A 23816-nucleotide genomic window follows, 5' to 3' on the forward strand; every position below is an offset into this window, starting at 1 on the left:
TACAACCAGGCAATTCCAGAAACAGCAGGCAAACGATAAAACATGAGCAGCATCAGTCCTCTGGCCGGTCAACGCGCCGATACATCTTCCCTGGTCAATTTGCCTGTGCTGGTGAGCAGCTACTACAGCTTGCATCCCGATGCCGGCATCGCCGCGCATCAGGTGGCTTTCGGCACATCCGGCCATCGCGGCAGTTCGCTGACCTGCAGCTTCAACGAGTGGCATGTGCTGGCGATCACGCAAGCCATCTGCGAATACCGCACGGAAAACGGCATCACCGGCCCCTTGTTTCTGGGCATCGATACGCACGCCTTGTCGGCGCCGGCTTTTTCCAGCGCGCTTGAAGTGCTCGCGGCCAACGGCGTGCAGACCATGATTGCGCGCGGCTCGCCGTACACCCCGACGCCGGCGGTGTCGCATGCAATCCTGATGCACAACCGCGCCCATCCTTCGGCATTGGCAGACGGCATCGTGATCACGCCGTCGCACAATCCGCCGGACAACGGCGGTTTCAAATACAACACCCCCAACGGCGGACCTGCCGATACCAACGTCACCAGCTGGATCGAGAAGCGCGCGAATGTATTCCTGCGCGATGTCGTGCGCAACGTCAAACGCATTCCGTTCGATCGCGCCTTGCGCGCATCGAGCACGCATCGCTACGACTACCTGGAAACCTACGTCGACGATCTGCCCAGCATCATCGACCTCGCCGCGATACGCGACGCCGGCATCAGCATCGGCGTCGATCCGCTCGGCGGCGCGGGCGTGCATTACTGGGGCGCGATTGCAGATCGCTACGATCTCAAGCTGGAAGTCGTCAATCGCGAAGTCGATCCGACCTTCCGTTTCGTGCCGCAGGATTGGGACGGGCAGATCCGCATGGATCCGTCTTCGCAATATGCGATGCGCGAGCTGATTTCGCTCAAGGACAAATTCGATATCGCCTTTGCCTGCGACACCGACCACGATCGCCACGGCATCGTCACCAGGAGCGTCGGCCTGATGCCGTCGAATCATTATCTGTCGGCGGCGGTTTCCTATCTGTTTCAGCATCGTCCTGAATGGCGGGCGGAGACCGGCGTCGGCAAGACCCTGGTGAGCAGCCAGATGATCGACCGCGTTGCTGCGCAATTGCAGCGGCCGCTGCAGGAAATGCCGATCGGCTTCAAATGGTTCGTGGCCGGCCTGCAGGACGGCAGCCTCGGCTTCGGTTGCGAAGAAAGCGCCGGCGCTTCGTTCCTGCGTTTCGACGGCACGCCATGGAGCACCGACAAGGACGGCATCACCGCGGCGCTGCTGGCGGCGGAAATGACGGCGCGCACCGGCCGCGATCCCGGCGAAATCTATCAAAGCCTGACGGAACAGCTGGGGCTGCCATGCAACGGACGCATCGAAGCTGCAGCCACGCCTGAGCAGAAAAAATTGCTATCGGGCTTGTCGTCCGACAACGTGCGCTCGACCGAGCTGGCGGGTGAAAAAATCCGCCAGATCCTGACCACCGCGCCGGCCAACGACAAGGCTTTCGGCGGCGTCAAAATCATCAGCGACAACGGCTGGTTTGCCGCGCGTCCCTCCGGCACGGAAAATATTTACAAGATCTATGCCGAGAGCTTCCGCGACGAGTCGCATCTCAACAGCATTTTTGCCGAAGCGCAGCAGATCGTGAGCGATGCGCTGGCGGGCGGTGCTGCCTGATCTGATTTCGTCCGGTCCAATCTGATCTGCCGGTGCCGGCAGACTCCACGGCGGCGCGAGACTTCATTGTCTTTGCCGCCGTTCTTATTCCTGCTCCTCCTACAGCCGAATAAGTGCCTGTCCTGCTGGCATATGGGGCAGGTTTGCCTAAGATGAAGCTGTGCTTTGTTTTTCAGGCAATTTCACAGGAGAGCATCATGCCAAGAGGCGATAAATCTTCCTACACCGACAAGCAGAAGCGTCAGGTAGCCCACATCGAAGCGGGTTACGAGAAGCGCGGCGTCAGCCATAAGGAGGCTGAACGACGCGCCTGGGCGACCGAAAACAAGATCTCCGGAGGCGGCCGCAAATCCGGCTCCGGCCGCAAGCACTGAGCTGCTGACCCATACAAAGGCGGCGGATATGTTTGTCGACAGCATGATTTTGCACGCCATGGCAGAGGCGCAGAGCGAACAATCCGGCGCCATGAACGGCCCGGCCCCGGCGTCGACAACAGGCGCCGGGAATCCAGACGAGGAAATGAAGATGCCTACGCAAAAGCAGATGCAACAAGAGATGTCGCAAAGTCAGCAACAGGGACAACAAGCCCCGCACGTACAGAAAGATGTGCAGGAAACCGCGCCCGCCAAACCATATACGGATCCTCTCGGGCGTCCGCTGTATCAAGGGACGCCGCGCTTTACCGATCAGCAGGCAGGCGGTGATCTGACCGGCGACGAATCCGATGCACGCGATGACAATTACGTCGCAACAGGTAGCGGCCAGAACACGCGCGACGTTTCTGCCCATGCCGACAGATTGCCGGCAGCGTCTCAGGAATTGCTGCGGTCGATCGCAGTTCCTTCCGCGTCTTCTGGAGTCAAAGAGAAGAGCGGTTTGCCGGCGGTAGCGCAGCAGGCCGCAACTGTTCCGGAAACGCCGGAACCTGACGGCACCGAAGATCCGGGCGCCAACGTCGACGACGGATTGATGCCGGGAAAGAGAGACGGGAGTGCATCCGAGCAGCACTGAGCCGCGCTCGCCACAGCGTCGCGTCATTTCGTCAGGATGGATGTTTCCTTGACGGCGGACATTATTTGACGCCTTTGTTCCTGTTGTTGCATGTCATTCCGGCAGCTGATACCCGCACGTGTCAGCTGCCGTTTTGCTTTTGTCTTCGATTTCCGACGTCCGCGCCGCATCGCCCTATCTGCCGGAGACTCTCATCGACATTCCTACCGTCTATTTTCTGATCGCCGGCGTATTGCTGACCTTCATGGTGTTTCTTGAATCGGTGCTGGAACGGCTGCCGTTCAATGCCGCCATGTTGTATCTGCCGATAGGCTGGCTGCTGGGCTCGTCCGGCGTCGGCCTGATCCATATCGATCTGCGCGCACACGCCGACGTGCTGACGGTCATCACGCGCGTGGCCTTGCTGTTGTCCCTGTTTACGGTCGGATTGAAATTGCGCGTGGCGTTTCGCGGCGAGGGCAGTCGTTTGTGGTGGCTGCCCTTGCGCCTGGGCGTGCTGTCGATGCTGATCACGGTGCCCTTGCTGGCGATCAGCATCAGCTTCCTGTTCGGTATGCCGTTTGCGGTGGCGATGCTGTTGAGCGCCATCCTTGCACCGACCGATCCGGTGCTGGCCTCCGACGTGCAGGTCAAGAATGTCGATGACCCCGACCAGTTGCGCTTCAGCCTCAGCGGCGAGGGCGGTCTGAATGACGGCAGCGCGTTTCCCTTCGTGATCCTGGCGCTGATATTGCTCGGCGTGACCGACGAGATTGCGCAAGTCCATCATTTCGGCTGGTTCGTTGCCTGGGGCGTCGCCGCAGGCATCGGATGCGGAGCATTGTTTGGCTGGGCGATGTCGCGCCTGGTGCTGTTTGCACGGCAGCGCTTCGGCCTGGCGCTGGGTATGGAAGAATTCATGGCCATCGGCATCATCATGCTGTCGTATGGCGTCGCCGAGCTGGTGCACGGCATCGGCTTCCTGTCGGTGTTTGCCGCCGGCCTGGCGATGCGCCAGGTGGAGTCGGCCAGCAGCGGCAACAAGCCCGCCGGAGAGTTGATCGCGGCAGCAGAGGATAGCGGCAAATCCGCCGCTGCCGTGCATCCCGAACAGGCGCCGGTCTACCTGACCGAGACCGTGCTCGGCTTCAATCAGCAGCTCGAGCATTTCGCCGAATTCTTCATGGTGCTGTTGATGGGGATCCTGTTGTCCGAATTCGGCATCTCGGGCGAGGGTGTCCTGATCGCCGGTTTGCTGTTTTTTGTGATCAGGCCGATTGCCGTCGGGCTCGGCTTGCTTGGTTCCGATACCGAAACCTCGCACCGCTGGCTGATCGCCTGGTTCGGCATCCGCGGCGTCGGTTCGCTGTATTACCTGTGTTTCGTGCTGCAGTTCTGGCACGACAAGCTCAACGTCCGCATCGCGCAAGATGTGCTCACCGTGCTCGCCTTGTCGGTGCTGTTGCATGGAATGTCGTCGGCGCCGCTGATGCATTTGTATTGGCGCAAACGTGCCAAATCCGGCAGGTGAAGTAACAAAACTACATTTACTACATCGACATTTTTTACTTTGCGATGCTCGTTAAACGCAATAAATTGCTGATTTCCAGCGGAAAAAACTAGAGGCAAAGCCGTCTCTGTGCCAGAATAATCAAAAAATATAGTAAAACTACATAAAATAAAGCCGGTTGAATTGCCTTGCGCACAATTCGGCTCTGCACAGAACAGGAGACTTCATGACTTTTTCCCGCCTTCGGATCGGGCAGCGCTTGTCGCTTTGCTTCGGCATCATTTTGGTGTTGATGGCGGCGGTGACCGCATTGGCCGGCTTTTCGGCGCATCGCGCCCAGCAGCAGTTGGCGGCCGCGCTCAGCCATACCAACGGCAAGTCCGAGATCGCTGCGCTGATGCGTCAGAGCCTGTTCCGCCAGGGCCAGGCCGCGCGCAACGTGGCGACGCTGACCGACCTCAACGCCATGCAAAAAGAGATGGCGCGCATCGGCGTGGAGCGCAAGGCCTATCGCGTCAATCAGACTGCCTTGCTCCAGCGCGGTGTGAGCGCGGAAGAGCAGGCCATCATCAGCGACATGGACGGCCTCGATCGCCGCAGCGAGCCTTTCATCAAACAGGCGGAAGAATTCGTCGCCGGCTTCAATGCCGGCCAGGCCACCAAATTGCTCAATGCCGAAGTCGCGCCGTTGCAAAACCAATGGCTGGAAGCGATCGACAAGCTGGTCAAGCTGGAGCAAAGTCAGATCCAGCGCGATCTCGACGACTTCGCCGCCAGCGGCAGGCAAACCACCATGGCGACCATCGTCATCTGCGGCGTCGCCATGCTGTTGGCGGTGCTGGTGGCATGGCGCCTCAATCGCAGCATCACGCGTCCGCTCAATGACGCCGTGGATCTTGCCAGCCGCGTCGCTGCAGGCGATCTCACTGCGCATATCGCAGAAGGCGGCAGGGACGAAACCGGGCAGTTGCTTGCGGCCCTCGGGCGCATGAACCAGAGCTTGCTGCAAACTGTCAGCGAAGTGCGCAACGGCACGCAAAGCATCTTCCGGGTCTCGCAGCAAAATGCCGCCGGCAATACGGACCTGGCGGCGCGCACCGAAGCGCAAGCCGGTTCGCTGCAGCAGACCGCCGGCGCCATGGCCGAACTGACCGGCATCGTCAGCCGCAATGCGCAGCAGATCGGCGAAGCCAATCGCCTCGCGCAATCGGCCGCCGGCGTGGCCTCGCGCGGCGGCGACATCGTGTCGTCCGTGGTCGGCACCATGACGGCGATCAAGGATAGCTCGCGCAAGGTGGTGGATATCATTTCGGTGATCGACGGCATTGCTTTCCAGACCAACATCCTGGCGCTGAATGCCGCGGTGGAGGCGGCGAGGGCGGGCGAGACAGGGCGCGGCTTTGCGGTGGTGGCGACCGAAGTGCGTCATCTGGCCATGCGCAGCGCCGCCGCGGCCAAGGAGATCAAAGTGCTGATCGGCGACTCTGTCGAACGCATCGACGCCGGCAGCCGCCAGGTCGACGACGCCGGCCAGACCATGCGCGAGATCGTCGACTCCGCCGAGCACGTAGTCGGCATCATGGATGAAATCGCCGCTGCCAGCGATGCGCAAAGCCACGGCATCGCCGACCTGAATCAGGCCATTACGCAAATCGATGCCGTCACGCGCACCAATGCGACGCTGGTGGCGCAGGCGGCGGTGGCGACGGCCGACATGCAGGAGCAGGCGCATAAATTGTGGGATGCGGTCAGCGCTTTTCGTGTTGGCGAAGAGCCGGCCGATTTGCATGAAAATTTACATCAGCTGTCCGCCGGCCTGAATGTCTTGCCGGCGGCCAATCCTGCAGCGATGCTGCCTCGCCGGGAATCTCCGATGATCGCGGGCGCTCCGGCCTGATTGTCCCTTTCAACAGTTGCTTGTCGCTCTTGCGTCGGCCCTGGGCCGGCGTAAGAGTTGATGAAGCCCGAAAAAGTGTTTGTCCTATACGCAGCACGCGGTTGAGCGCGTAGCCTGATCTTGTGTCGCCGCGCCGACGGTTTCGCCGGCGTTGCCTGCGCTTCATTGCGCCAATGCATCAGAAAGGACATCCCATGCACAAGCCACAAGACATCCCGCCGGTCGAAGTGCCGCCGCTCGATCCGACTCCTCAGCAGGATCCGATTCCCCACCAGAATCCGCAATGAATCTGCATTGAGGAGCCGCACGCATGCATACCCCGCAAGAGATCCCGCCGACCGCGCCACCGCCGCCCAAGGATATCCCGCCGGATGAGTACAACCCGGTGCAGGACCCGCCGCTCAATCCGACCGAGCCGGGCATTCCCGACACGGATCCCGCCGAGCCTCCGTTGAAGATGGCCGGTCCTCGATCTTGAAACTGAAACTTGTGTCTTACCCGATATAACCAGGAGTAATCATGGCTACCAGCACTCTCGATCTTGATGTCTTGCCGATCTCGGATCGCCAGCTCAACAAAGGTCACGACAACCACGCCCTCGGACCCAGCGACACCTCCGACAGCGGCAGCGACATGACCAACATCGCCACCGAAGCCGACAGCGATTCCACCGGCACCGGCGAACGCGCCTCGGTTGAGCGCGGAGGTCGCGACCGCGCACCGGAAACACCGGAATCGGTCGAGCAGGTGGCGAGCGACAACGAAAGCGGCGAAGATATCGTCGCCGCCGACGAACGCGAGCTTGAAAAACAGACCGACAGCGTCAAGGACGCCAAAAAAACCAGGCGCGACCGCGATCTGGACGATGCGCTGGAAGACACCTTTCCGGCCAGCGATCCAATCAACCTGACGCCGGAACCGCCTAAAAAGGTCGCAAAAGGCCCTAACTCCAACTGATCTTGCCGCTAAATCCATCGCTCATCACTATTTGATTGCCATGGAATCCTCCGGGACTGCGCCTTGACCCCGCTGCGGGTCTTGCGCATCCCGTCCCCGAAGCCAGGTTTTATGCCGCTTTTATGCCGCTTTCAAGCCGGCTGCAGGCTGGTTTAAACATGGTTTCAGCGCCTCTTCCGGTTGCCAGAATCCCTCCGCGCACCTATACTGCCGGGGTAGCATTGCCTTGGGTATCCGGCGTATTTTCTTTCGCCGGATTTAATCGGGAAGCCGGTGCGTTCATCCAGATCATCCATCTGGAAACCATTCCGGCGCTGCCCCCGCAACGGTAAGCGAATCAGCGAATCTGCATCCAGCCACTGTGCATGAAGTGTTAGCAAACGTGTTAACAACACGGCATGGGAAGGCGCAAATTCCGGTTCCGGTCAGATCACTCTCGCCGCGAACCCTTCGCAAGCCCGGAGACCGGCCCTCGGTACACGACTTGTTTTGCATCGCGGAGGGCGATCGACGGACTGCTTCCCGGATTGCGTGATTGTCCTGCGCCCCGCGTCGTTTCCTCATTTTCCTTCGTGACGTTTCCGTTATTTCCGTTATATGGGCTGCGGCAGTTTTGTCGGCGTCATCGGCGGTTTGGTTTCAACGCTCATTCGAAGGAACACACATGGCTCTCATCACCGGCGCATCCGCCAACGACACCAGCACCATCGATTCCACTACCGGTTCCAGCCTGTGGCGCGACCGCATTTTGCCCGGCATTGCCGCCGTCGTGCTGGGCGCAGGCCTGATCTACGCGGCCGGTTTCGCCTCCGCGGTAGAGCTGCACAACGCCGCGCATGACGGCCGCCATTCGGCCGGCTTTCCCTGCCACTAAGAAAAATATCCAGCGGAACAATTGAATGATGAATCTCGCAGTATTGCGGCGGATCGCCTCCACCGTCCTGTTGGCGGGCGCTTGCGCCGGCGTCTTGCTGACCGGCGTGCAGCAGTTGCAAGTCTCCAAAATCATCCTGCAGGCGGAAGTCTACGAAGAAGCTGCGGCGGCCAAGGCGCATGAGCAGGCGCACGAACAGGCCCATGCCGCAGCAACCGCGCCGGGCGCGCCGGCACAAGCCCATGAGCACGAACATGAAGGCGAAGAGTGGGAACCGGCCAACGGTTTCGAACGCACTGCCTACACCGTGCTGGCCAACATCAGCATGGCGATCGGTTTCGGCTTGTTCCTCGCTGCTGCGATCGTGATCAGCGGCAGGCAGGTGACATGGCGTTCCGGTTTGCTGTGGGGCGTGGCCGGTTATCTGGTGTTCTTCGTCGCGCCGTCGCTGGGCTTGCCGCCTGAAGTGCCGGGCACCATGGCCGCGCCGCTGCATGCGCGTCAACTGTGGTGGGTAATGACGGCAGGCATGACCGCCGCCGGCCTGGGCCTGGGCGTGTATGCGCGCCACTGGGCGCTGAAGCTGCTGGGCGTGGTCTTGCTGATCGTGCCGCACCTCATCGGCGCGCCGCATCCGGCGGTGCATGGCAGCGCCGCGCCGGAAGAGCTGGCGCAGGCCTTCATCCACGCGACAGCCTTGGCCAACGGCTTGTTCTGGCTGACGCTGGGCGGACTGATTGGATACTTTTACAAGAAATTCGCCTAAGGCTTTTAACGCTAAGCGCAAATGCCGATCCGGCCGTCACAGGTCAGATCGGCATTTGTGCCATTAAAGAACAGAACTCATGAGAACCCACCACCGGCACGTCCTGATGTGCACCGGCCCACGCTGCACCGAAAACGGCGTGCTGGCCGAAGCCATGTTCGCCGTCCTCGGCGAGCAGATCGATGCGCGTCCCGAGCTGCGCGTCAAGCGCACCCGCACGCACTGCATGGTGGCCTGCAAGGCGCAGGCGCCGGTCGTGGTGGTGTATCCCGAAGGCGTGTGGTACCGCTGCGAAGATGCCGCCGCGATTGAGCGCGTGGTGGTCGAACATCTCGAAGGCGGGCAAGAAGTCACCGACCTGATTTTTCACCGCCTCGGCAGCGGCGACGTCAATCCCGAGGAACCGGAAAATGTCTGACCGTGCAACACAATCTATCGCTGCGCCATCTGCACCGTCGGCACGCATCGCTCTGCTGACGCATGCATCCACCGATCTCGCGATTCTCAATCATGCCCTGACGCAATTGCCGGGAGATTTCCCTGCGACGATAGGCATCAACCTGCAAGGCGTGGAAAACGAAGCGCGCATGAGCGAGCTGCTGCAAGCCGAGCTTGCCGACGCCGACATCATCGTGCTGCGCATTCTGGGCCGCCTCGGCAGCGTCGCCGGCTTTGCCGAGTTGCTGCGCCACGCGCAACGCCGGGGACGTCACCTCATTGCGCTCAGCGGCGCCGGCGAGCCGGATGCGGAACTGGCGGCGGTCTCGACCGTACCGGCCGACGTGCTGCGCGAAGCGCTGGCGTATTTCCATGGCGGCGGCAGCGTCAACCTGGCGCAGTTTCTGCGTTTCGTATCGGACCGCCTGTTGCTGACCGGCTTTGCTTACGACCCCGCAGTGGCCCTGCCGGACCACGGCATCTATCATCCGGATCTGGAACAGGATGCAGGCATTGCGGACTGGTTGCGTTTGCGGATTGACGTAGCGGGTCGCCGCAAACCGGCGGTCGGCATCATCTTCTATCGCGCACACTGGATGAGCGGCAACACGCGCTTCGTCGACGCGCTGGTGACGGCGCTGGAGCAGCGCGGCATGGACGTGCTGCCGGTCTTCACGGCATCGTTGCGCACCTCCTCTGCGGATTCGGATTTGCCGGCGGCGCTGGCTTATTTTGCGGGTGAAAAGGGAGCGCACGTCGATGTGCTGATCAACACCACCTCCTTCGCCATGGGCGAGATCACGCCGGGCGGCCCGACGCCTGCCGGCTGGTCGGTGTCGGTGCTGGAAAAACTCAATGTACCCGTGTTGCAGGCCATGACCAGCGGCATGACGCAGGATCAGTGGGAAATTTCCACACGCGGCATGAATCCGCTCGACGCCGCCATGAACGTGGTGCTGCCCGAATTCGACGGCCGCATCATCAGCGTGCCGTTGTCGTTCAAGGCGCAAGCGGCGGGCTTGTCGGGCGACGTGGTGGAGTTTCATCCGGTGGCCGACCGCGTCGAACGCATCGCCGGTCTGGCGGCGCGTTTCGCCCGTCTGCGCGCGCTCGATAACGCCGACAAACGCATCGCTTTCATCTTCACCAATTCCAACAGTAAGGCTTCGCAGATCGGCAACGCCGTCGGCCTCGATGCGCCGGCTTCGCTGATGCGCATCCTGGAGTCCATGCGCGACGCCGGCTACGCCATCGGCGACTTGCCGGAGAGCGGCAGCGCGCTGATCCATACGCTGGTCGATCGCTGTTCCTACGACAACACCTATCTGACCAGCGAGCAGTTGCAGCACGCCGTCGGCCGCGTGTCGGCAGAGCGTTACGCCGAATGGTTCGCGGAACTGCCGCAGGCGCTGCAACAAAAGATAGAAGCGCAATGGGGCGCAGCGCCCGGCGTCGCCTACGTCCATGACAATCAACTGGCGTTCGCCGGCGTCGAGCTCGGCAACGCCTTCGTCGCCTTGCAACCGCCGCGCGGCTATGGCATGGATCCGGATGCGATCTACCACCAGCCCGATCTGCCGCCGACGCATCACTACTACGGCCTGTATCGCTGGCTCAGCGACGAGTGGGGTGCAGACGCTATCGTCCACGTCGGCAAGCACGGCACCCTGGAATGGCTGCCGGGCAAGGGCGTCGGCCTGTCCGAGAATTGTTTCCCGGATGCGTTGCTGGGCGACATGCCGCTGTTCTATCCCTTCATCATCAACGATCCGGGCGAAGGCTCGCAAGCCAAGCGGCGCGGCCACGCGGTCGTGGTCGATCACCTGACGCCGCCGATGACCACCGCCGACAGCTACGGCGCACTGGCGCAACTGACGCAACTGGTCGACGAGTACTACCAGGTCGAAGTGCTCGATCCGTCCAAACTGCCGCTGCTGCAGCAGCAGATCTGGGAACTGGTCAAGCAGACCAATCTCGACAGCGATCTGCAGATGAAGCTGCTTCATCATGATCACGATCATGATGACGAGCATGGACATCACCATCATCACGGACACCACCACCACGATCACGGCGACCACGATCATGACCACCCGCACGATCACAGCCTCGAGGGCGAGCTGCCCGAGGCCCTGAGCGGCATGGGCGGTTCCGACGTCGCCCACCTGATCGAAGACCTAGACGGCTACCTGTGCGAACTCGGCGCTGCGCAGATCCGCGACGGCTTGCATATCCTCGGCCGCGCGCCCGATGAAGCGCAGATGCCCGACATGCTGGTGTCGCTCACGCGCCTGCCGAATCAGGACATCCCCGGCTTGCAGGAAGAAATGGCGCGCCTGTTCGGACTCAAGCTCGACATGCTGCTGGAGAACAAGGGGCAGCGTCTCAACGTCGACAGCGCGTTGGCGCGCATCGCCGGTCGCGCCGTGGTCACGCGCGCCGACGCCATCGAAGCCATCGACGCCTTGTGCGTGCGGTTGATGCAGACGCTGCAAAATAGCGGTTACAAAGTCGACGCCATCGACGGCATCCTGCAATCCTTGTTCGGCGACCTGAGCATCGATAAGCCGCGTTTGCAAACTGCTTCCGTGCGTCAGCCCGGCAGCATGCTGGGGCAGATGAAAATGCAGGCGCGCGTCAAGCCTTCGGTTGCTGCGGCGCCGGTTGTCATCGCAAAACCGGCAACGCAATCAGCTGCGGACAAATTCGCATCCCTGCGCCGCGTCCTCGATTTCACCTGCCGCCAGTTGCTGCCCAATCTGCACCGCGCCGGCGACGAAATCGGCAATCTCTTGCTCGGTCTCGCAGGCGGTTACGTGCCGGCCGGTCCCAGCGGATCGCCCACACGCGGCATGGCGCATATCCTGCCGACCGGCCGCAATTTCTATTCGGTCGATCCGCGCAGCGTGCCGTCGCAGTCGGCCTGGCGCGTCGGCCAGCAACTGGCGCGCGAAGTGCTGGAGCGGCATGTGCGTGAAACCGGCACGTATCCGGAAAGCGTCGCCATCAGCATCTGGGGCACCAGCGCCATGCGCACGCACGGCGACGATGTCGCGCAGATTCTGTGCCTGCTCGGCGTGCGTCCGCTCTGGCGTCCCGGCAATCGCCAGGTCTCCGGCATCGAAGTGGTGCCGCTGCAAGAGTTGCAGCGGCCGCGTATCGACGTCACCACGCGCATCAGCGGCTTCTTCCGCGACGCCTTCCCGCAGCTGATCGATCTGATCGACGATGCCGTCAACGCCGTCATCGCACTGGACGAGCCGCCCGAGCAGAACTTCGTGCGCAAGCATTACCTGCAAGAGCTGGGCGAGTGGATTGGAAAGGGCCTGGACAAGGACGAAGCCGAGGAGCGCGCCGCCTATCGCATCTTCGGCGCCAAGCCGGGCAGCTACGGCGCCGGCATCCTGCCATTGATCCAGGAAAAGAACTGGCAGGCCGATGCCGATTTTGCCGAGGCCTACATCAACTGGGGCGGCTACGCCTATGCGCGCAAGCTGGGCGACAAGCAGGGCAGCGACCAGCGCGATGCCTTCCGTACGCGCCTGTCGGGCGTGCAGGTGGCCTTGCATAACCAGGACAACCGCGAGCACGACATCTTCGACAGCGACGATTACCTGCAATATCACGGCGGCATGATCGCGACCATCCGCGCGCTGACAGGCCAGCAGCCGCGCCACTATTTCGGCGACAGCCACGACCCGGCGCGCGCGCAGGTGCGCGACCTGAAGCAGGAAACGCTGCGCGTGTTCCGCTCGCGCGTGGTCAATCCGAAATGGCTGGACAGCATCCAGCGCCATGGTTACAAGGGCGGACTGGAGCTGACCGCGACGGTCGACTATCTGTTCGGCTACGACGCCACGGCGCAAGTCATGGATGACTGGATGTACGAACAACTGGCGCAGACTTACGCTTTCGATCCCGGCATGCAGCGCTTCCTCGAAGAAGCCAATCCCTGGGCCCAGAACGCCATCGCCGAACGCCTGCTGGAAGCGGCCAGCCGCGGCATGTGGGCCGAGCCGCAGGCGCAGACGCTGGAAGACCTGCGCCAGCTTTATCTCAAGAGCGAAACCTTGCTGGAGGCGCGTGGCGAAACCCCGCGCGGAGTCTGATATGAGTCTTCCCTTGTTTCCATTTTCTGCCATCGTCGGCCAGCCGCAGCTGAAAAATGCCTTGCTGCTGTGCGCGGTCGATACGACCCTGGGGGGCGTCCTGATCCGCGGCGACAAAGGCACCGCCAAGAGTACCGCTGCACGCGCCCTGACGGCGGTGTTGCCGCCGGTGGAACGTATCGCCGGCTGCGCCTTCAATTGCCTGCCGGGCCAGCCTGCGGAGCAATGTGCGGTGTGCCGGGGCGAAGCCGAAACAATCTCGGCAGGCGTGCCGTTCGTCACCTTGCCGCTGGGCGCGACGGAAGATCGCGTGCTGGGCACGCTGGACCTGCAGCGCGCATTGAAGGGCGAAAAAAACGCCTTGCAACCGGGCCTGCTGGCCGCCGCGCATCGCGGCATCTTGTACATCGATGAAGTCAATTTGCTGCCGGACCATCTGGTCGACGTGCTGCTCGATGTTGCCGCCATGGGCGTCAACTCGGTCCAGCGCGAAGGCTTGTCGGTATCGCATCCGGCGCGCTTCACGCTGATCGGCACGATGAACCTGGAAGAGGGCGACTTGCGTCCGCAACTGCTGGATCGTTTCGGCCTGATGGTGGAAGTTGTCGCGCCGCGCGACAAGACACTGCGCGCCGACGTCGTGCGCCGCCGTCTTGCCTACGAAGCCGATCCACTCGCCTATGCCGCGCAATGGAACGACGAACAGGACGTCTTGCGCGCCCGCATCGCCGCCGCGCAGACCTTGCTGCCGCAAGTCGTGCTGAGCGACGCCTTGCTCGATCTGATCAGTCACTTGTGCTGCGAATTCGAAGTCGCCAGTCTGCGCGCCGACATCGTCATGCACAAGACGGCGCGCGCTTTTGCTGCCCTGGACGGCCGTTTGCAGGTCACCCCCGACGACGTGCGCGCCGCGGCGGAACTGGTGTTGCCGCATCGTCGCCGCCGCAAACCGTTTGAGCAACCGGGGCTGGATCAGGAGAAGCTGGATGATCTGATGCAGGAAGCAATGCAGCCGCCGGAACAGCAAGACGGCAACGGCCAGGATCAATCGGATTCTTCATCCGATAGCGAGAAGCAATCCGAAGGCGGCGACAATCAACAAGTGTTTACTGCTGCCGCCGCCGGCAACGCGCGCCAGCTCAAAGTCGATGCGCCGGCGAACAACGTCGCCACGCTCGCCGGCCGCCGCAGCGATTCGGGAGACGCCACACGCGGCCGCATGATACGCGCCGTGCCGGACAGCAATCCGGCCAGCCTCGCCGTCGGTGCAACGCTGCGCTCCGCCGTGTTGCGCAGCGCCGCCGAAGGACTGGAAGAGGGCGCCGCCGTGCAATTGCAGGCGGGCGACCTGCACGGCAAGGTCAAGGCCGGCAAGAACGCCAACCTGATCCTGTTCGTGGTCGATGCTTCCGGCTCCATGGCTGCCCAACGGCGCATGGAAGCAGTGAAGGGCGCGGTGCTGGCCTTGCTCACGGATGTCTATCAGCGCCGCGACCAGGTGGCGGTGATCGGTTTTCGCGGTGACAAGGCATCGCTGTTGCTGGCGCCGACGCGCAGCGTCGATCTGGCGGAACAAGGCCTGCGCGAACTGCCGACCGGCGGCCGCACGCCGCTGCCGCACGCCTTGCAACTGGCCTTGCAGACGCTGGAACAATCCAACGGGATAGCACCGCCATTGCTGGTGTTGCTGAGCGACGGCAAAGGCAACGTCGCGCTGGAAAACGGCGGCGATCCCTGGCGCGAAACACTGGCGCTGGCCGAGCAACTGGCCGCACGCGGCACGCCGGCGCTGGTGCTCGATACCGAAACCGGCTACGTCAGACTCGGTCGCGCCGCGCAACTGGCGCAGGCGCTCGGTGCGGAATGCATGACGCTGGAAGAATTAACTGCCGACAACCTGGCGCTGACGATTCGCGCCCGTATGACTCAATAGAGAATTAATCAAGGAACAAGAAATGATCATTTGCATAGGCGCAGGTCCCGGCGACATCGGCTACCTCACCCAACGCGGCGCCGAGCTGATTCGCAATGCCGACGTGGTGGCGGGTTTCAACGCCGTCGTCGACGTGGTGCAAAGCATTATCCCGCCGACGGCGGAAGTCATCCTCATGGGTTATCGCGACCAGGTGGCCCAGCTCGATCTGGTTGCCGCTGCGCACCATGCCGGCAAGCGCTGCGTGGTGGTGTTCATGGGCGACATCCATTTCAGCGGCTTCCAGTATCTGGAACGCGTCGAGCGCGCCTGCGGCCATCCGGTCGAGACTTTGCCGGGTATTTCCTCGGCGCAAATCCTCGCCTCGCGCGCCAAGGTGTGTTTCGACGAAACAACCTTCATCACCTTCCACCGCCGCGGCGACCTGACGCCGTTCAAGCGCCATTTGGTGCATGTGCTCAATGACGGCCGCAATGCGATTGTGATACCGTGTCCCTGGGATGCGGCGCGCTCCTTCATGCCGCGCCATATCGCGGCCTATCTGCTGGAAAACGGCGTGCGGCCCGACCACCCGACCGAAGTCTGGGAAAACCTCACGCGTGGCGACGCCGAGTGGCATGGCTCACTGGCCGACTGCGTGGACAAGGAGTTCACCGACATGAGCATCATGCTGATTCGCACCCACACGCCCATGGACAGCCAGATCGAGCCGCCGCCGGAAAAATCCGTGGAGGCGGCGTGAACACGGCTGCCGACATTGCCAACGTAGTTGACGACAAGACAAGCTATGGCATCGTGATCGCCGGTCACGGCAGCCGCGACGCCGACGCCGTGCGCGAGTTCGAAGCGCTGGTCGAGATCGTGCGCGCCCGTGCGCCCGGCCGCGTGGTGACGCACGGCTATCTCGAATTCTCCAGCCCGACCATCGGCGAAGCGGTGGAAGCCAATCTCGCCGCCGGCAGCAAACAGGTCGCGGTGGTGCCCGGCGTCCTGCTGGCTGCACGCCACGCCAAAAACGACATGCCGGCCGAAGTGCTGGAGCTGGCGCGCCAGCATCCCGGCATCGATTTCCACTTCGGCGCGGCAATGAATTTGCATCCGCAACTGCTGCAGCTGGCGCAGGAACGTGTGCTCGCCGCCGAAGCGCAATCCGCGCAAACCATCCGCCGCGACGATACCTGCCTGGTGCTGGTCGGACGCGGCACCACCGATCCGGATGCCAACGGCGAGGTCTCGAAACTGGCCCGCATGCTGGAAGAAGGCATGGGCTTCGGCGGCGTCTATGTCTGCTATTCCGGCACGGCCAAACCGCTGGTTGCCGACGGCTTGCGCGCGGCGGCCTTGCTCGGTTTTGCGCGCATCGTGGTGTTGCCGTTCTTCCTGTTCGACGGCGTGCTGGTCAAGCGCATCTACGCCGCAGCAGACGACCTGCAGCAGCGCGAACCAGGTCTGGAAGTGCTGAAGGCCGGTTATCTCGGGGTGCACCGGCACGTTGCCGACGTCATGCTGGAACGCGCACGCGAAGCGGTCGAAGGGCGCGCGGCCATGAATTGCAGTCTGTGCAAATACCGCGTGCAGATCGTCGGTTTCGAAGAACAGATCGGCGAACCGCAGCGCGCGCATCATTTGCAGGTGCGCGGTTTGCTCCATCGCGAGACGCTGGCCGCTGAACCGAAGACAGATTTTCCGCCGTATGTACCGCATCCCATCGAGAAAGAAAGTTTCGAGATCATTGCCGCCGGTCGCGACTGGTCGATGTTCCCGCCGGCGCATCTGACGGCCTTGCAACGGCTGGTGCATACCAGCGGCGACTTCAATGCGGTCGACGACATTTACTTTTCCGCCGGCGCCATCGAGGCCGGCATTCGCGCCATCCTGCGCTGCAAGCGCGTGGTGACCGACGTGACCATGGTGCAGACCGGATTGAAACGCGCACTGGTCGAGCAGCTGGGCGTTGAAACCTGGTGCGGCGTGCACGATCGCGAAACGCATCTGATGGCGCAGGCGCAAGGCATCACGCGCTCGGCTGCAGGCATGCGCCGCGCGTGGGAAAAATTCGGCAACGACATCATCCTCGCCATCGGCGATGCGCCGACTGCGATTGTCGAGACTACGCGGCTGATCCGCGAGCATGGCTGGCGTCCGCAACTGGTTATCGGCTTGCCGGTCGGTTTCGTCGGCACGCGTGAAAGCAAGGACGACCTGCGCCGCTGCCTGCAAGTGCCGCGCATCACCAACAGCGGCACGCGCGGCGGGTCGCCGTGGGCGGCGACGGTGGTGAACGCCCTGATGATCGACGCCATCGGGCAAGTCATCGCTGCACAGCAAGCGGAGTTGCAGATAAATGCAGGAGCTTGAACGCGCCGAATTCGACCTGACCGTGCCGGCCCCCAACGGCCTGCGGCGCGGCAGGACGACCGGCAGTTGCGCCACTGCGGCCGTCAAGGCCGCATTGACGATGCTGTTGCGCGACGAGAAGATCGACAAGGCGGAAGTCAGTCTGCCGGACGGCAAGCACTACCTGCTGGTGCCGATACAGGACGTACGGAAAATCGATGACAAGCGCGTGCGCGCCGAAGTCCTGAAAGACGGCGGCGACGATCCCGACAATACGCACGGCGCGACGATTTTTGCCGAAGTGGCGCGCAACGACATCGGCGAGATCCGCTTCCTGGCGGCGAACGGCGTCGGCACCGCGACGCAGCCCGGCTTGCGCGTGGCGGTCGGCGAACCGGCCATCAATCCGGTGCCGCGCCAGATGATGCGGCTGGCGGTGAAGGAAGTGCTGGAAGAACTGGGCCTGCAGGGCAGGATAGTCTCGGGTTTCGATCTCGCCATCGGTTGCGAGGACGGGCAGAAGATTGCACAGAAGACCTTCAATCCGCGCCTGGGCATCGTCGGCGGCATCTCGATCCTGGGGACGTCCGGCATCGTGGAACCGATGTCGCTGGCCTCGTGGATCGCCTCGATTGAAGTGTATATCCGTGTGGCGCTGGCGGATGACAGCAGGCCCGGCGGCGTCGCTGCCTGCGTGGCGTATCTGCCCGGCAAGATCGGCCGCACTTTTGCGCGCGATGCGCTGGGCTTGCCGGAAGCGCGTTCGGTGCAGATCGCCAATTTCCTCGGCGACGCGCTGGACTTCACCCAGATGGCCCTGGCCGAGCAGGGGGTGGAACTGGAGGTATTGTGGCTGGCGGGTCATCCCGGCAAGCTGGCCAAAGTGCTCGACGGCGTATGGGATACGCATTCGAGCAAGAGCAACATGGCGATGGGCGGCGTGGCCCGCGTGGCGTCGGAACTGGCGGCGACGCTGGGATTTTCCGCCGCACTGATCGCCGACATAGAAAGTGCAAACACAGTGGAAGCAGCAATCGAACGTTTGAAGGATGAGCCGGGATCAGTTGGCTTGTGGCGCGACATCGAAGCACGCATCGCCGTGCTGGCGCAGGCGCGCGTGCCTTCGGTGAAGCGCGTCGAGGTGCGCCTGTTCGATCTCGACGGCAATTTGCTGGGAGGCCATTGATGAACATGGGAATGTTCTGGGGCATCGGCGTCGGCCCCGGCCCGGCAGGCTATCTGCCGCTGGCGGCGATGCAGGCCTTGCAGCAGGCCGATCTGATCTACGTGCCGCGCGCCAGAAGCGCCGACACCTCGGTCGCCCTGCAATGCCTGGAAGGCGTGGCCGTCGCGCCGGAGCGGCTGCGCGAAGTCGAATTCAACATGGATCCCGACCGCAATGTGCTGCGCGAACACTATGCGCAACTGGCGCAGGACATCGCCGTCGAATTGCAGGCCGGCCGCAGCGTCGCCTATCTCACCATCGGCGACACGCTGACGTATTCCACCTACGGCTACATCCTGGCGGCGCTGAAGGATTTGCTGCCGGCGTTTCCGCACCGGACCTTTCCCGGCATCACCAGTTATGCGTCGGCTGCCGCTGCGCTGGACTGGCCGCTGGGCGTGGGCAAGGAGCGCACGCTGATCCTGCCTTGCCCGGACGATCCGGCCAGTCTGCAGCACGAGATCGAGACGCACGACATCGTGGTACTCATGAAGGTCGGCGCGCGCCTGCCGTGGGTGCTGGCCTTGCTCAAGGAAATGGACATCGCCGAACACTGCGCCTTCGCCCGGCGCATCGGGCTGGACGGCGAGGTATTGGCAAACGATTTGCGCGAACTGGAAGCAGGCGACCGGGACCATGCCGTGAGCGGCTACCTGGCGACCATGCTTATTCGCAAGACGCCATTGGAAAAAAGACATCAGACATGAAGGCAAATTTATGAAGGTCTACTTTGTAGGCGCCGGCCCCGGCGCTCCCGATCTGATCACCTTGCGCGGCGCCAGGCTGCTGGGCAGCGTGCAGATGGTGTTGTACGCCGGTTCGCTGGTGCCGACCGAGATGCTGCAGCATTGCCGTCCCGATGCTGAACTGATCGACACCGCGCAGCTCGATCTGGAACAGCAGCAAACCTGCTACCAGCGCGCAAAAGCACAGGACATCGACGTGGTCCGTCTGCACTCCGGCGATCCGGCCATCTACGGCGCGACCGCCGAGCAGATGCGTCGGCTGGAAGCGCTGGATATTGCCTATGAAGTCGTGCCGGGCGTGTCGTCGTTCACCGCTGCCGCATCGGCGGTGACGGCCGAGCTGACCAAGCCGGAAGTGTCGCAGACCGTGATCCTCACGCGCGTCTCGGGGCGCGCTTCGGCGGTGCCGGAGCTGGAGTCGATTGCGCGCCTGGCCGAGCATCAGGCCACCATGTGCATCTTCCTGTCCGGTCCGCATCTGAAAAAGATCGTCGCCGACCTGCGCCTGCATTATCCCGATACCACGCCGGTGACGCTGGTCTACCGCGCCACCTGGCCCGACCAGCGCGTGTATCAGGGCACGCTGGCGACGGTGCTGGAAGAAACCAAGCGGGGCGCCTGGAACCTGACCACGATGATGCTGGTCGGCGCGGCGCTGGATAAGGGGCAGCAGGTCGAATCGAGTTTGTATTCCAAGGATTTCACGCATCTGTTCCGCGTCGTGAAGAAGAACAAAAAAGACGATGCCGCAGCAGAACCAGAGGAAATTTCCGCCAACGGAGACGAGGTCTGATCATGAGCAATTCCCTGCAAAACACGCCATCAACTTCTCTCGGCATCTGGTTGGTGCGAGCGGAGAGCGAGGCGCTTGCAGCACGCTTGCAGGGACAACTGGGCGGGACGCTGTACCGGCCTTGGCTGAACGCGGGTATCCCGCAGAAGCAGCAATTCCGCGCCTCCTACCGTAATCAAGGGCAGTGGGTGATGCTGGCGGCGAGCGGCGTGGCGGTGCGTTTTCTGGAAGGCTTGCCGCAAGACAAGCTGACCGATCCGGCCGTGGTGCTGCTTGATGAAGCAGGACGTTTTGCGGTGTCGCTGCTGGGCGGCCATGAAGGCGGCGGCAATCGTCTGGCCTATCGCGTCGCCAATGTCGTCGGCGCGGTGCCGGTGGTGACGACCGCAACCGAAGCCTTGAAACCGCTGGTGCTGGGCATCGGTTGCCGCAAGAACGTGCCGGTGGAAAAGATCTCCGCCGCCGTCACGCGTGCACTGGCTTTGCTGGGACGCCCGCTGAGCGACGTGCGCGAAGTGGCGACGATCGATCTGAAGGCGGAAGAACCCGGCTTGCTGACCTTTTGCGCCGCCAATGAATTGCCTTTGCGCGTGATCGCGGCGTCCGATGTCGCCGCGCGCGGCTGGGTGACGGCGCCGTCGGAATGGGTGCAAAAGAATGTCGGCGTCGACGGCGTATGCGAACCCTGTGCGTTGATCGCCAGCCCGCGCGGCGTGCTGGCCTTGCCGAAGACGGCGCTCGACGGCGTCACCGTGGCGGTGGTGGAAGATATCGGACTACCGGATACGGATGCTCCGACGCGCATGGAATAAGTAACGTAAACAAATAAGCAAGAATCAAAGAGAAAGCAGTTTTATGAGTGGAGTTTTAAACCTGGTATCGGTCGGCCCCGGCTTCGAGGATCTGATCGTGCCGCGTGCCATCGCCGCCTTGCGCGACAGCAACGTCATCGTGGCATACGAGTTGTATCTGCGCTGGATTGCGTCGCACATCGAAGGCAAGCAAATTTTTACGCCGCCGCTGACGCAGGAGCGCGAACGCGCCTTGCTGGCGATCGACAAAGCACGCAGCGGCGAAAAGGTCGCGCTGATTTCCAGCGGCGACATCGGCATCTACGCCATGGCGGCGCTGGCCTTCGATGAGATGAAGGAGGACGACGACTATCAGGTCAACGTCATCCCCGGCGTGACCTCGGCCAACGCCTGCGCCTCCTTGCTGGGTTCGCCGCTGTCGCACGACTTCGCCACGCTGAGCCTGTCGAATCTGCTGTGCCCGTGGGAGTGGATCGAAAACCGCGCGCGCCACATCGCCCAGGCCGATCTCGCCTGCGTGCTGTACAACGTGCAAAGCGCCGGACGCCAGGAAGGTGTCTATCGCATCCTCAAGCTGATGCTGGAGTCGAAGGCGCCGCATACCCTGTGCGGCGTGGTGAAGAACGCCTATCGTCCTGGGCAGGAAGTCAGCATCCACAGGCTCGACGAATTGCCGTCCTTGCAATTCGACATGCTCACCAGCATCGTCATCGGCAATCGTTTCACCCAGCGCAAGCGCGGTTACATCTTCACGCCGCGCGGTTACAACGACTGGCATGACGAATCGAAAGCCGCGGCGGAAGAACCGGTATTGCCGTCGCAGGCGGTGTGGGTCTTTGCCGGCACCAGCGACGGCAACGCGCTGGCCCGGCAACTCGCTGCGCAAGGTCATCAGGTGGTCGTCTCGACCGCCACCGAATACGGCGGCGAATTGGCCTTGCAGGATTGTCCCGGCGTCACTGTCTGGGCCGGCCGCCAGGGCGTGGAAGCGCGCAAGCAGGCCTTGCTGCGCCATGAAGCGCGCGTGCTGGTCGATGCCACGCATCCCTATGCAACGCTGATGTCGCAGCAACTGATGGGCTTGTCGCAGAGCCTGGATATCCCTTATCTGCGTTATGAGCGTCCGGGCAGTATCGTCGGCGACGATGCGCTTGTCTGCGACTCGATGGAGCAGGCGGCCGTGCAGGCGATGGCAAAGAACGAACGTATTTTCCTCGCCACCGGCTCCAAGGACCTCGCTTCTTTCCTGCAAGCGCCGGGCGCGGATAAAAAACAATGGTTTGTGCGCGTCACCGCGGAGCCGGAATTCATCCAGCGCGCCATCGATCTCGGCATCCCGCGCAGCCGCATCTGCGCCATGCAAGGGCCGTTTTCGCAGGGCTTCAATGAGGCATTGTGGCGCGACTGGAACATCGATTGCGTGGTGACCAAGGATTCGGGCGACGCCGGCGGTTATCGCGCCAAGGCGGATGCGGCGAAGGCCTTGAATATTCCGCTGCTGACGGTGCGCCGTCCGGCGCTGGATTATCCGGTGCAGGCGGGCAATCTGGATGAAGCCTCGGCGAAGGTGCAGGCGTGGTTGCAAAAAGGCAAACACGCATGACGCCGGCGCAACCGATCCCCGTCACCATCGTCACCGGCTTCCTCGGCGCAGGCAAGACGACCTTGCTGCGCAGCCTGGTGCAACGTCGCCAGACGCGCCGGCTGGCGTTGCTGATCAATGAGTTCGGCGAGGCGACGATAGATGGCGATCTGATGCGGGCGGCGAGCAACAGCGGCGATGACGCGGAACAGGTGCGCATCCATGATTTTTCTTACGGCCTGATCGCTTACGGCGACGACGAACGTTTTGTGCCGACCATGCTGGCACTGGCGGCGCGGCGCGCGCAGGTCGATCATGTGCTGATCGAAACTTCCGGTCTGGCCTTGCCGACGGCGGTCATGGAAAGCCTGCAGACGCCCGAGCTGGCGGCGCATTTCATCCTCGATGCCACGCTGGCGGTGGTGGATACGCCTTTGCTGCTGGACGACCGTTTTGCACAAGGAAACAACACGGACAACGCCGTCGCCGACATGTTCGGGCGGCAACTGGAATATGCTGACGTGGTCGTGCTCAACAAGATCGACGATCTCGGCGAAGAACAATTGCTCGATGCCGAACAACGCGTGCGCTCATGCGCGCCGAATGTGCGTTTCTTGGAACTGGCGTACAAGGCACAGCTCGACATCCGCCTGGCGCTCGGCCTGCGACTGCATCAGCCGACCTTGCAGGCGCATCAGCACACCTACACGCACGTGCGCATGCCCGGCGTCGACGCCAGCGTGCTGGCCGACCAGGGACGGCTCAACGGTCATGCGCATTCCGGTCTGGGAGCGCATAGCCACGGCTTGGCGACGCACAAGCATTTTCACGAACAGGATCCGGGCTGGCTGTCGTTTACGCTGCGCAGCCAGTCGCCGCAGCCGGCGGACAAGCTGAAGCAGGCGATCGCCGAAGCCGCAAAATCGGAGCCCATCCTGCGCACCAAAGGTTTCGTGCGCACGCTGGAAGGCAAGCATGCGCAGTTGGTGCAAGGCGTGCGCACGCGCGTGACGATCAATACCGATGCGGCAAACGAAACCGTGGAGACCGAAAAATCCGAACTGGTTTTTATCGGCTATCACCCGAGCCGCAGCAAGGTCGCCGCCTTGCTTTCCGAACTGACCGGTACACACTGGAAGTAAAGCAAAG

The 23816-nt window shown here is 62.6% G+C and carries 20 protein-coding genes and 1 riboswitch; all 20 genes read left to right on the top strand.

Annotated features, from left to right (window positions below; genetic code table 11):
• Window positions 1–42 precede the first annotated feature (42 nt).
• The 20 genes from pgm to AKL25_RS12985 all read left to right on the top strand — a co-directional run bounded on the left by pgm (window position 43) and on the right by AKL25_RS12985 (window position 23809).
• Window positions 43–1698: a phosphoglucomutase (alpha-D-glucose-1,6-bisphosphate-dependent) gene (gene pgm, locus AKL25_RS12895; RefSeq protein WP_050478076.1), complete on the top strand. Its 1656-nt coding sequence runs from the start codon at window positions 43–45 to the stop codon at window positions 1696–1698.
• A gap of 197 nt (window positions 1699–1895) precedes the next feature.
• Window positions 1896–2072, top strand: coding sequence for a hypothetical protein (locus AKL25_RS24445; RefSeq protein ID WP_050478077.1), 177 nt, complete (start codon window positions 1896–1898; stop codon window positions 2070–2072).
• Between the two features lie 28 nt (window positions 2073–2100).
• Window positions 2101–2709, top strand: a complete 609-nt coding sequence (locus tag AKL25_RS12905) for a hypothetical protein (RefSeq protein ID WP_050478078.1) — start codon at window positions 2101–2103, stop codon at window positions 2707–2709.
• 139 nt (window positions 2710–2848) lie between these two features.
• A complete protein-coding gene (locus AKL25_RS12910) occupies window positions 2849–4219 on the top strand; it encodes a cation:proton antiporter (RefSeq protein WP_240475730.1) in 1371 nt (456 codons plus the stop codon).
• Window positions 4220–4424: 205 nt separating this feature from the next.
• Complete coding sequence (locus AKL25_RS12915; protein ID WP_050478079.1) at window positions 4425–6095, top strand: methyl-accepting chemotaxis protein; 1671 nt, start codon at window positions 4425–4427, stop codon at window positions 6093–6095.
• 310 nt (window positions 6096–6405) lie between these two features.
• Entirely contained in the window at window positions 6406–6573 is a 168-nt protein-coding gene (locus tag AKL25_RS24450) for a hypothetical protein (protein ID WP_167541880.1), read from the top strand.
• Window positions 6574–6614: 41 nt separating this feature from the next.
• Window positions 6615–7052 carry a hypothetical protein gene (locus AKL25_RS12920; protein WP_050478080.1) on the top strand — a complete coding sequence of 146 codons (438 nt, stop codon included), beginning with the start codon at window positions 6615–6617 and terminating at the stop codon, window positions 7050–7052.
• Between the two features lie 211 nt (window positions 7053–7263).
• Window positions 7264–7540, top strand: a riboswitch (cobalamin riboswitch).
• 176 nt (window positions 7541–7716) lie between these two features.
• Window positions 7717–7926, top strand: a complete 210-nt coding sequence (locus AKL25_RS12925) for a CbtB domain-containing protein (RefSeq protein ID WP_050478081.1) — start codon at window positions 7717–7719, stop codon at window positions 7924–7926.
• A 28-nt stretch (window positions 7927–7954) separates the two neighbouring features.
• Window positions 7955–8692 (top strand): CbtA family protein, encoded by a 738-nt coding sequence (locus AKL25_RS12930; protein WP_050478207.1) that lies wholly within the window; start codon window positions 7955–7957, stop codon window positions 8690–8692.
• 79 nt (window positions 8693–8771) lie between these two features.
• Window positions 8772–9110, top strand: a complete 339-nt coding sequence (locus AKL25_RS12935) for a (2Fe-2S) ferredoxin domain-containing protein (RefSeq protein WP_050478082.1) — start codon at window positions 8772–8774, stop codon at window positions 9108–9110.
• Window positions 9103–13239 (top strand): cobaltochelatase subunit CobN, encoded by a 4137-nt coding sequence (locus tag AKL25_RS12940; protein WP_050478083.1) that lies wholly within the window; start codon window positions 9103–9105, stop codon window positions 13237–13239. The genes AKL25_RS12935 and AKL25_RS12940 overlap by 8 nt, the downstream gene beginning before the upstream one ends.
• A 1-nt stretch (window position 13240) precedes the next feature.
• Entirely contained in the window at window positions 13241–15172 is a 1932-nt protein-coding gene (locus tag AKL25_RS12945) for a putative cobaltochelatase (protein ID WP_050478084.1), read from the top strand.
• 22 nt (window positions 15173–15194) lie between these two features.
• Window positions 15195–15914 (top strand): cobalt-precorrin-7 (C(5))-methyltransferase, encoded by a 720-nt coding sequence (locus tag AKL25_RS12950; RefSeq protein ID WP_050478085.1) that lies wholly within the window; start codon window positions 15195–15197, stop codon window positions 15912–15914.
• Window positions 15911–17530, top strand: a complete 1620-nt coding sequence (locus AKL25_RS12955; protein WP_240475731.1) for a precorrin-8X methylmutase — start codon at window positions 15911–15913, stop codon at window positions 17528–17530. Before AKL25_RS12950 ends, AKL25_RS12955 begins: the two co-directional genes overlap by 4 nt.
• Window positions 17517–18695: a cobalt-precorrin-5B (C(1))-methyltransferase CbiD gene (cbiD, locus tag AKL25_RS12960; protein ID WP_050478086.1), complete on the top strand. Its 1179-nt coding sequence runs from the start codon at window positions 17517–17519 to the stop codon at window positions 18693–18695. The genes AKL25_RS12955 and cbiD overlap by 14 nt, the downstream gene beginning before the upstream one ends.
• Window positions 18695–19441, top strand: coding sequence for a precorrin-2 C(20)-methyltransferase (gene cobI / locus AKL25_RS12965; protein ID WP_050478087.1), 747 nt, complete (start codon window positions 18695–18697; stop codon window positions 19439–19441). Before cbiD ends, cobI begins: the two co-directional genes overlap by 1 nt.
• A gap of 10 nt (window positions 19442–19451) precedes the next feature.
• Complete coding sequence (gene cobM / locus AKL25_RS12970) at window positions 19452–20273, top strand: precorrin-4 C(11)-methyltransferase (RefSeq protein WP_050478088.1); 822 nt, start codon at window positions 19452–19454, stop codon at window positions 20271–20273.
• 2 nt (window positions 20274–20275) lie between these two features.
• The gene (locus AKL25_RS12975; protein WP_050478089.1) at window positions 20276–21085 is read left to right on the top strand and encodes a cobalamin biosynthesis protein; all 810 of its coding nucleotides are present in this window, start codon (window positions 20276–20278) and stop codon (window positions 21083–21085) included.
• A gap of 43 nt (window positions 21086–21128) precedes the next feature.
• Complete coding sequence (gene cobJ / locus AKL25_RS12980; RefSeq protein ID WP_050478090.1) at window positions 21129–22688, top strand: precorrin-3B C(17)-methyltransferase; 1560 nt, start codon at window positions 21129–21131, stop codon at window positions 22686–22688.
• Entirely contained in the window at window positions 22685–23809 is a 1125-nt protein-coding gene (locus AKL25_RS12985) for a CobW family GTP-binding protein (protein WP_050478091.1), read from the top strand. The genes cobJ and AKL25_RS12985 overlap by 4 nt, the downstream gene beginning before the upstream one ends.
• The last annotated feature ends 7 nt before the right edge of the window (window positions 23810–23816 follow it).

Origin of the sequence: Herbaspirillum rhizosphaerae (assembly GCF_001189965.1) — a bacterium.
GTDB lineage: Bacteria > Pseudomonadota > Gammaproteobacteria > Burkholderiales > Burkholderiaceae_D > Herbaspirillum > Herbaspirillum rhizosphaerae.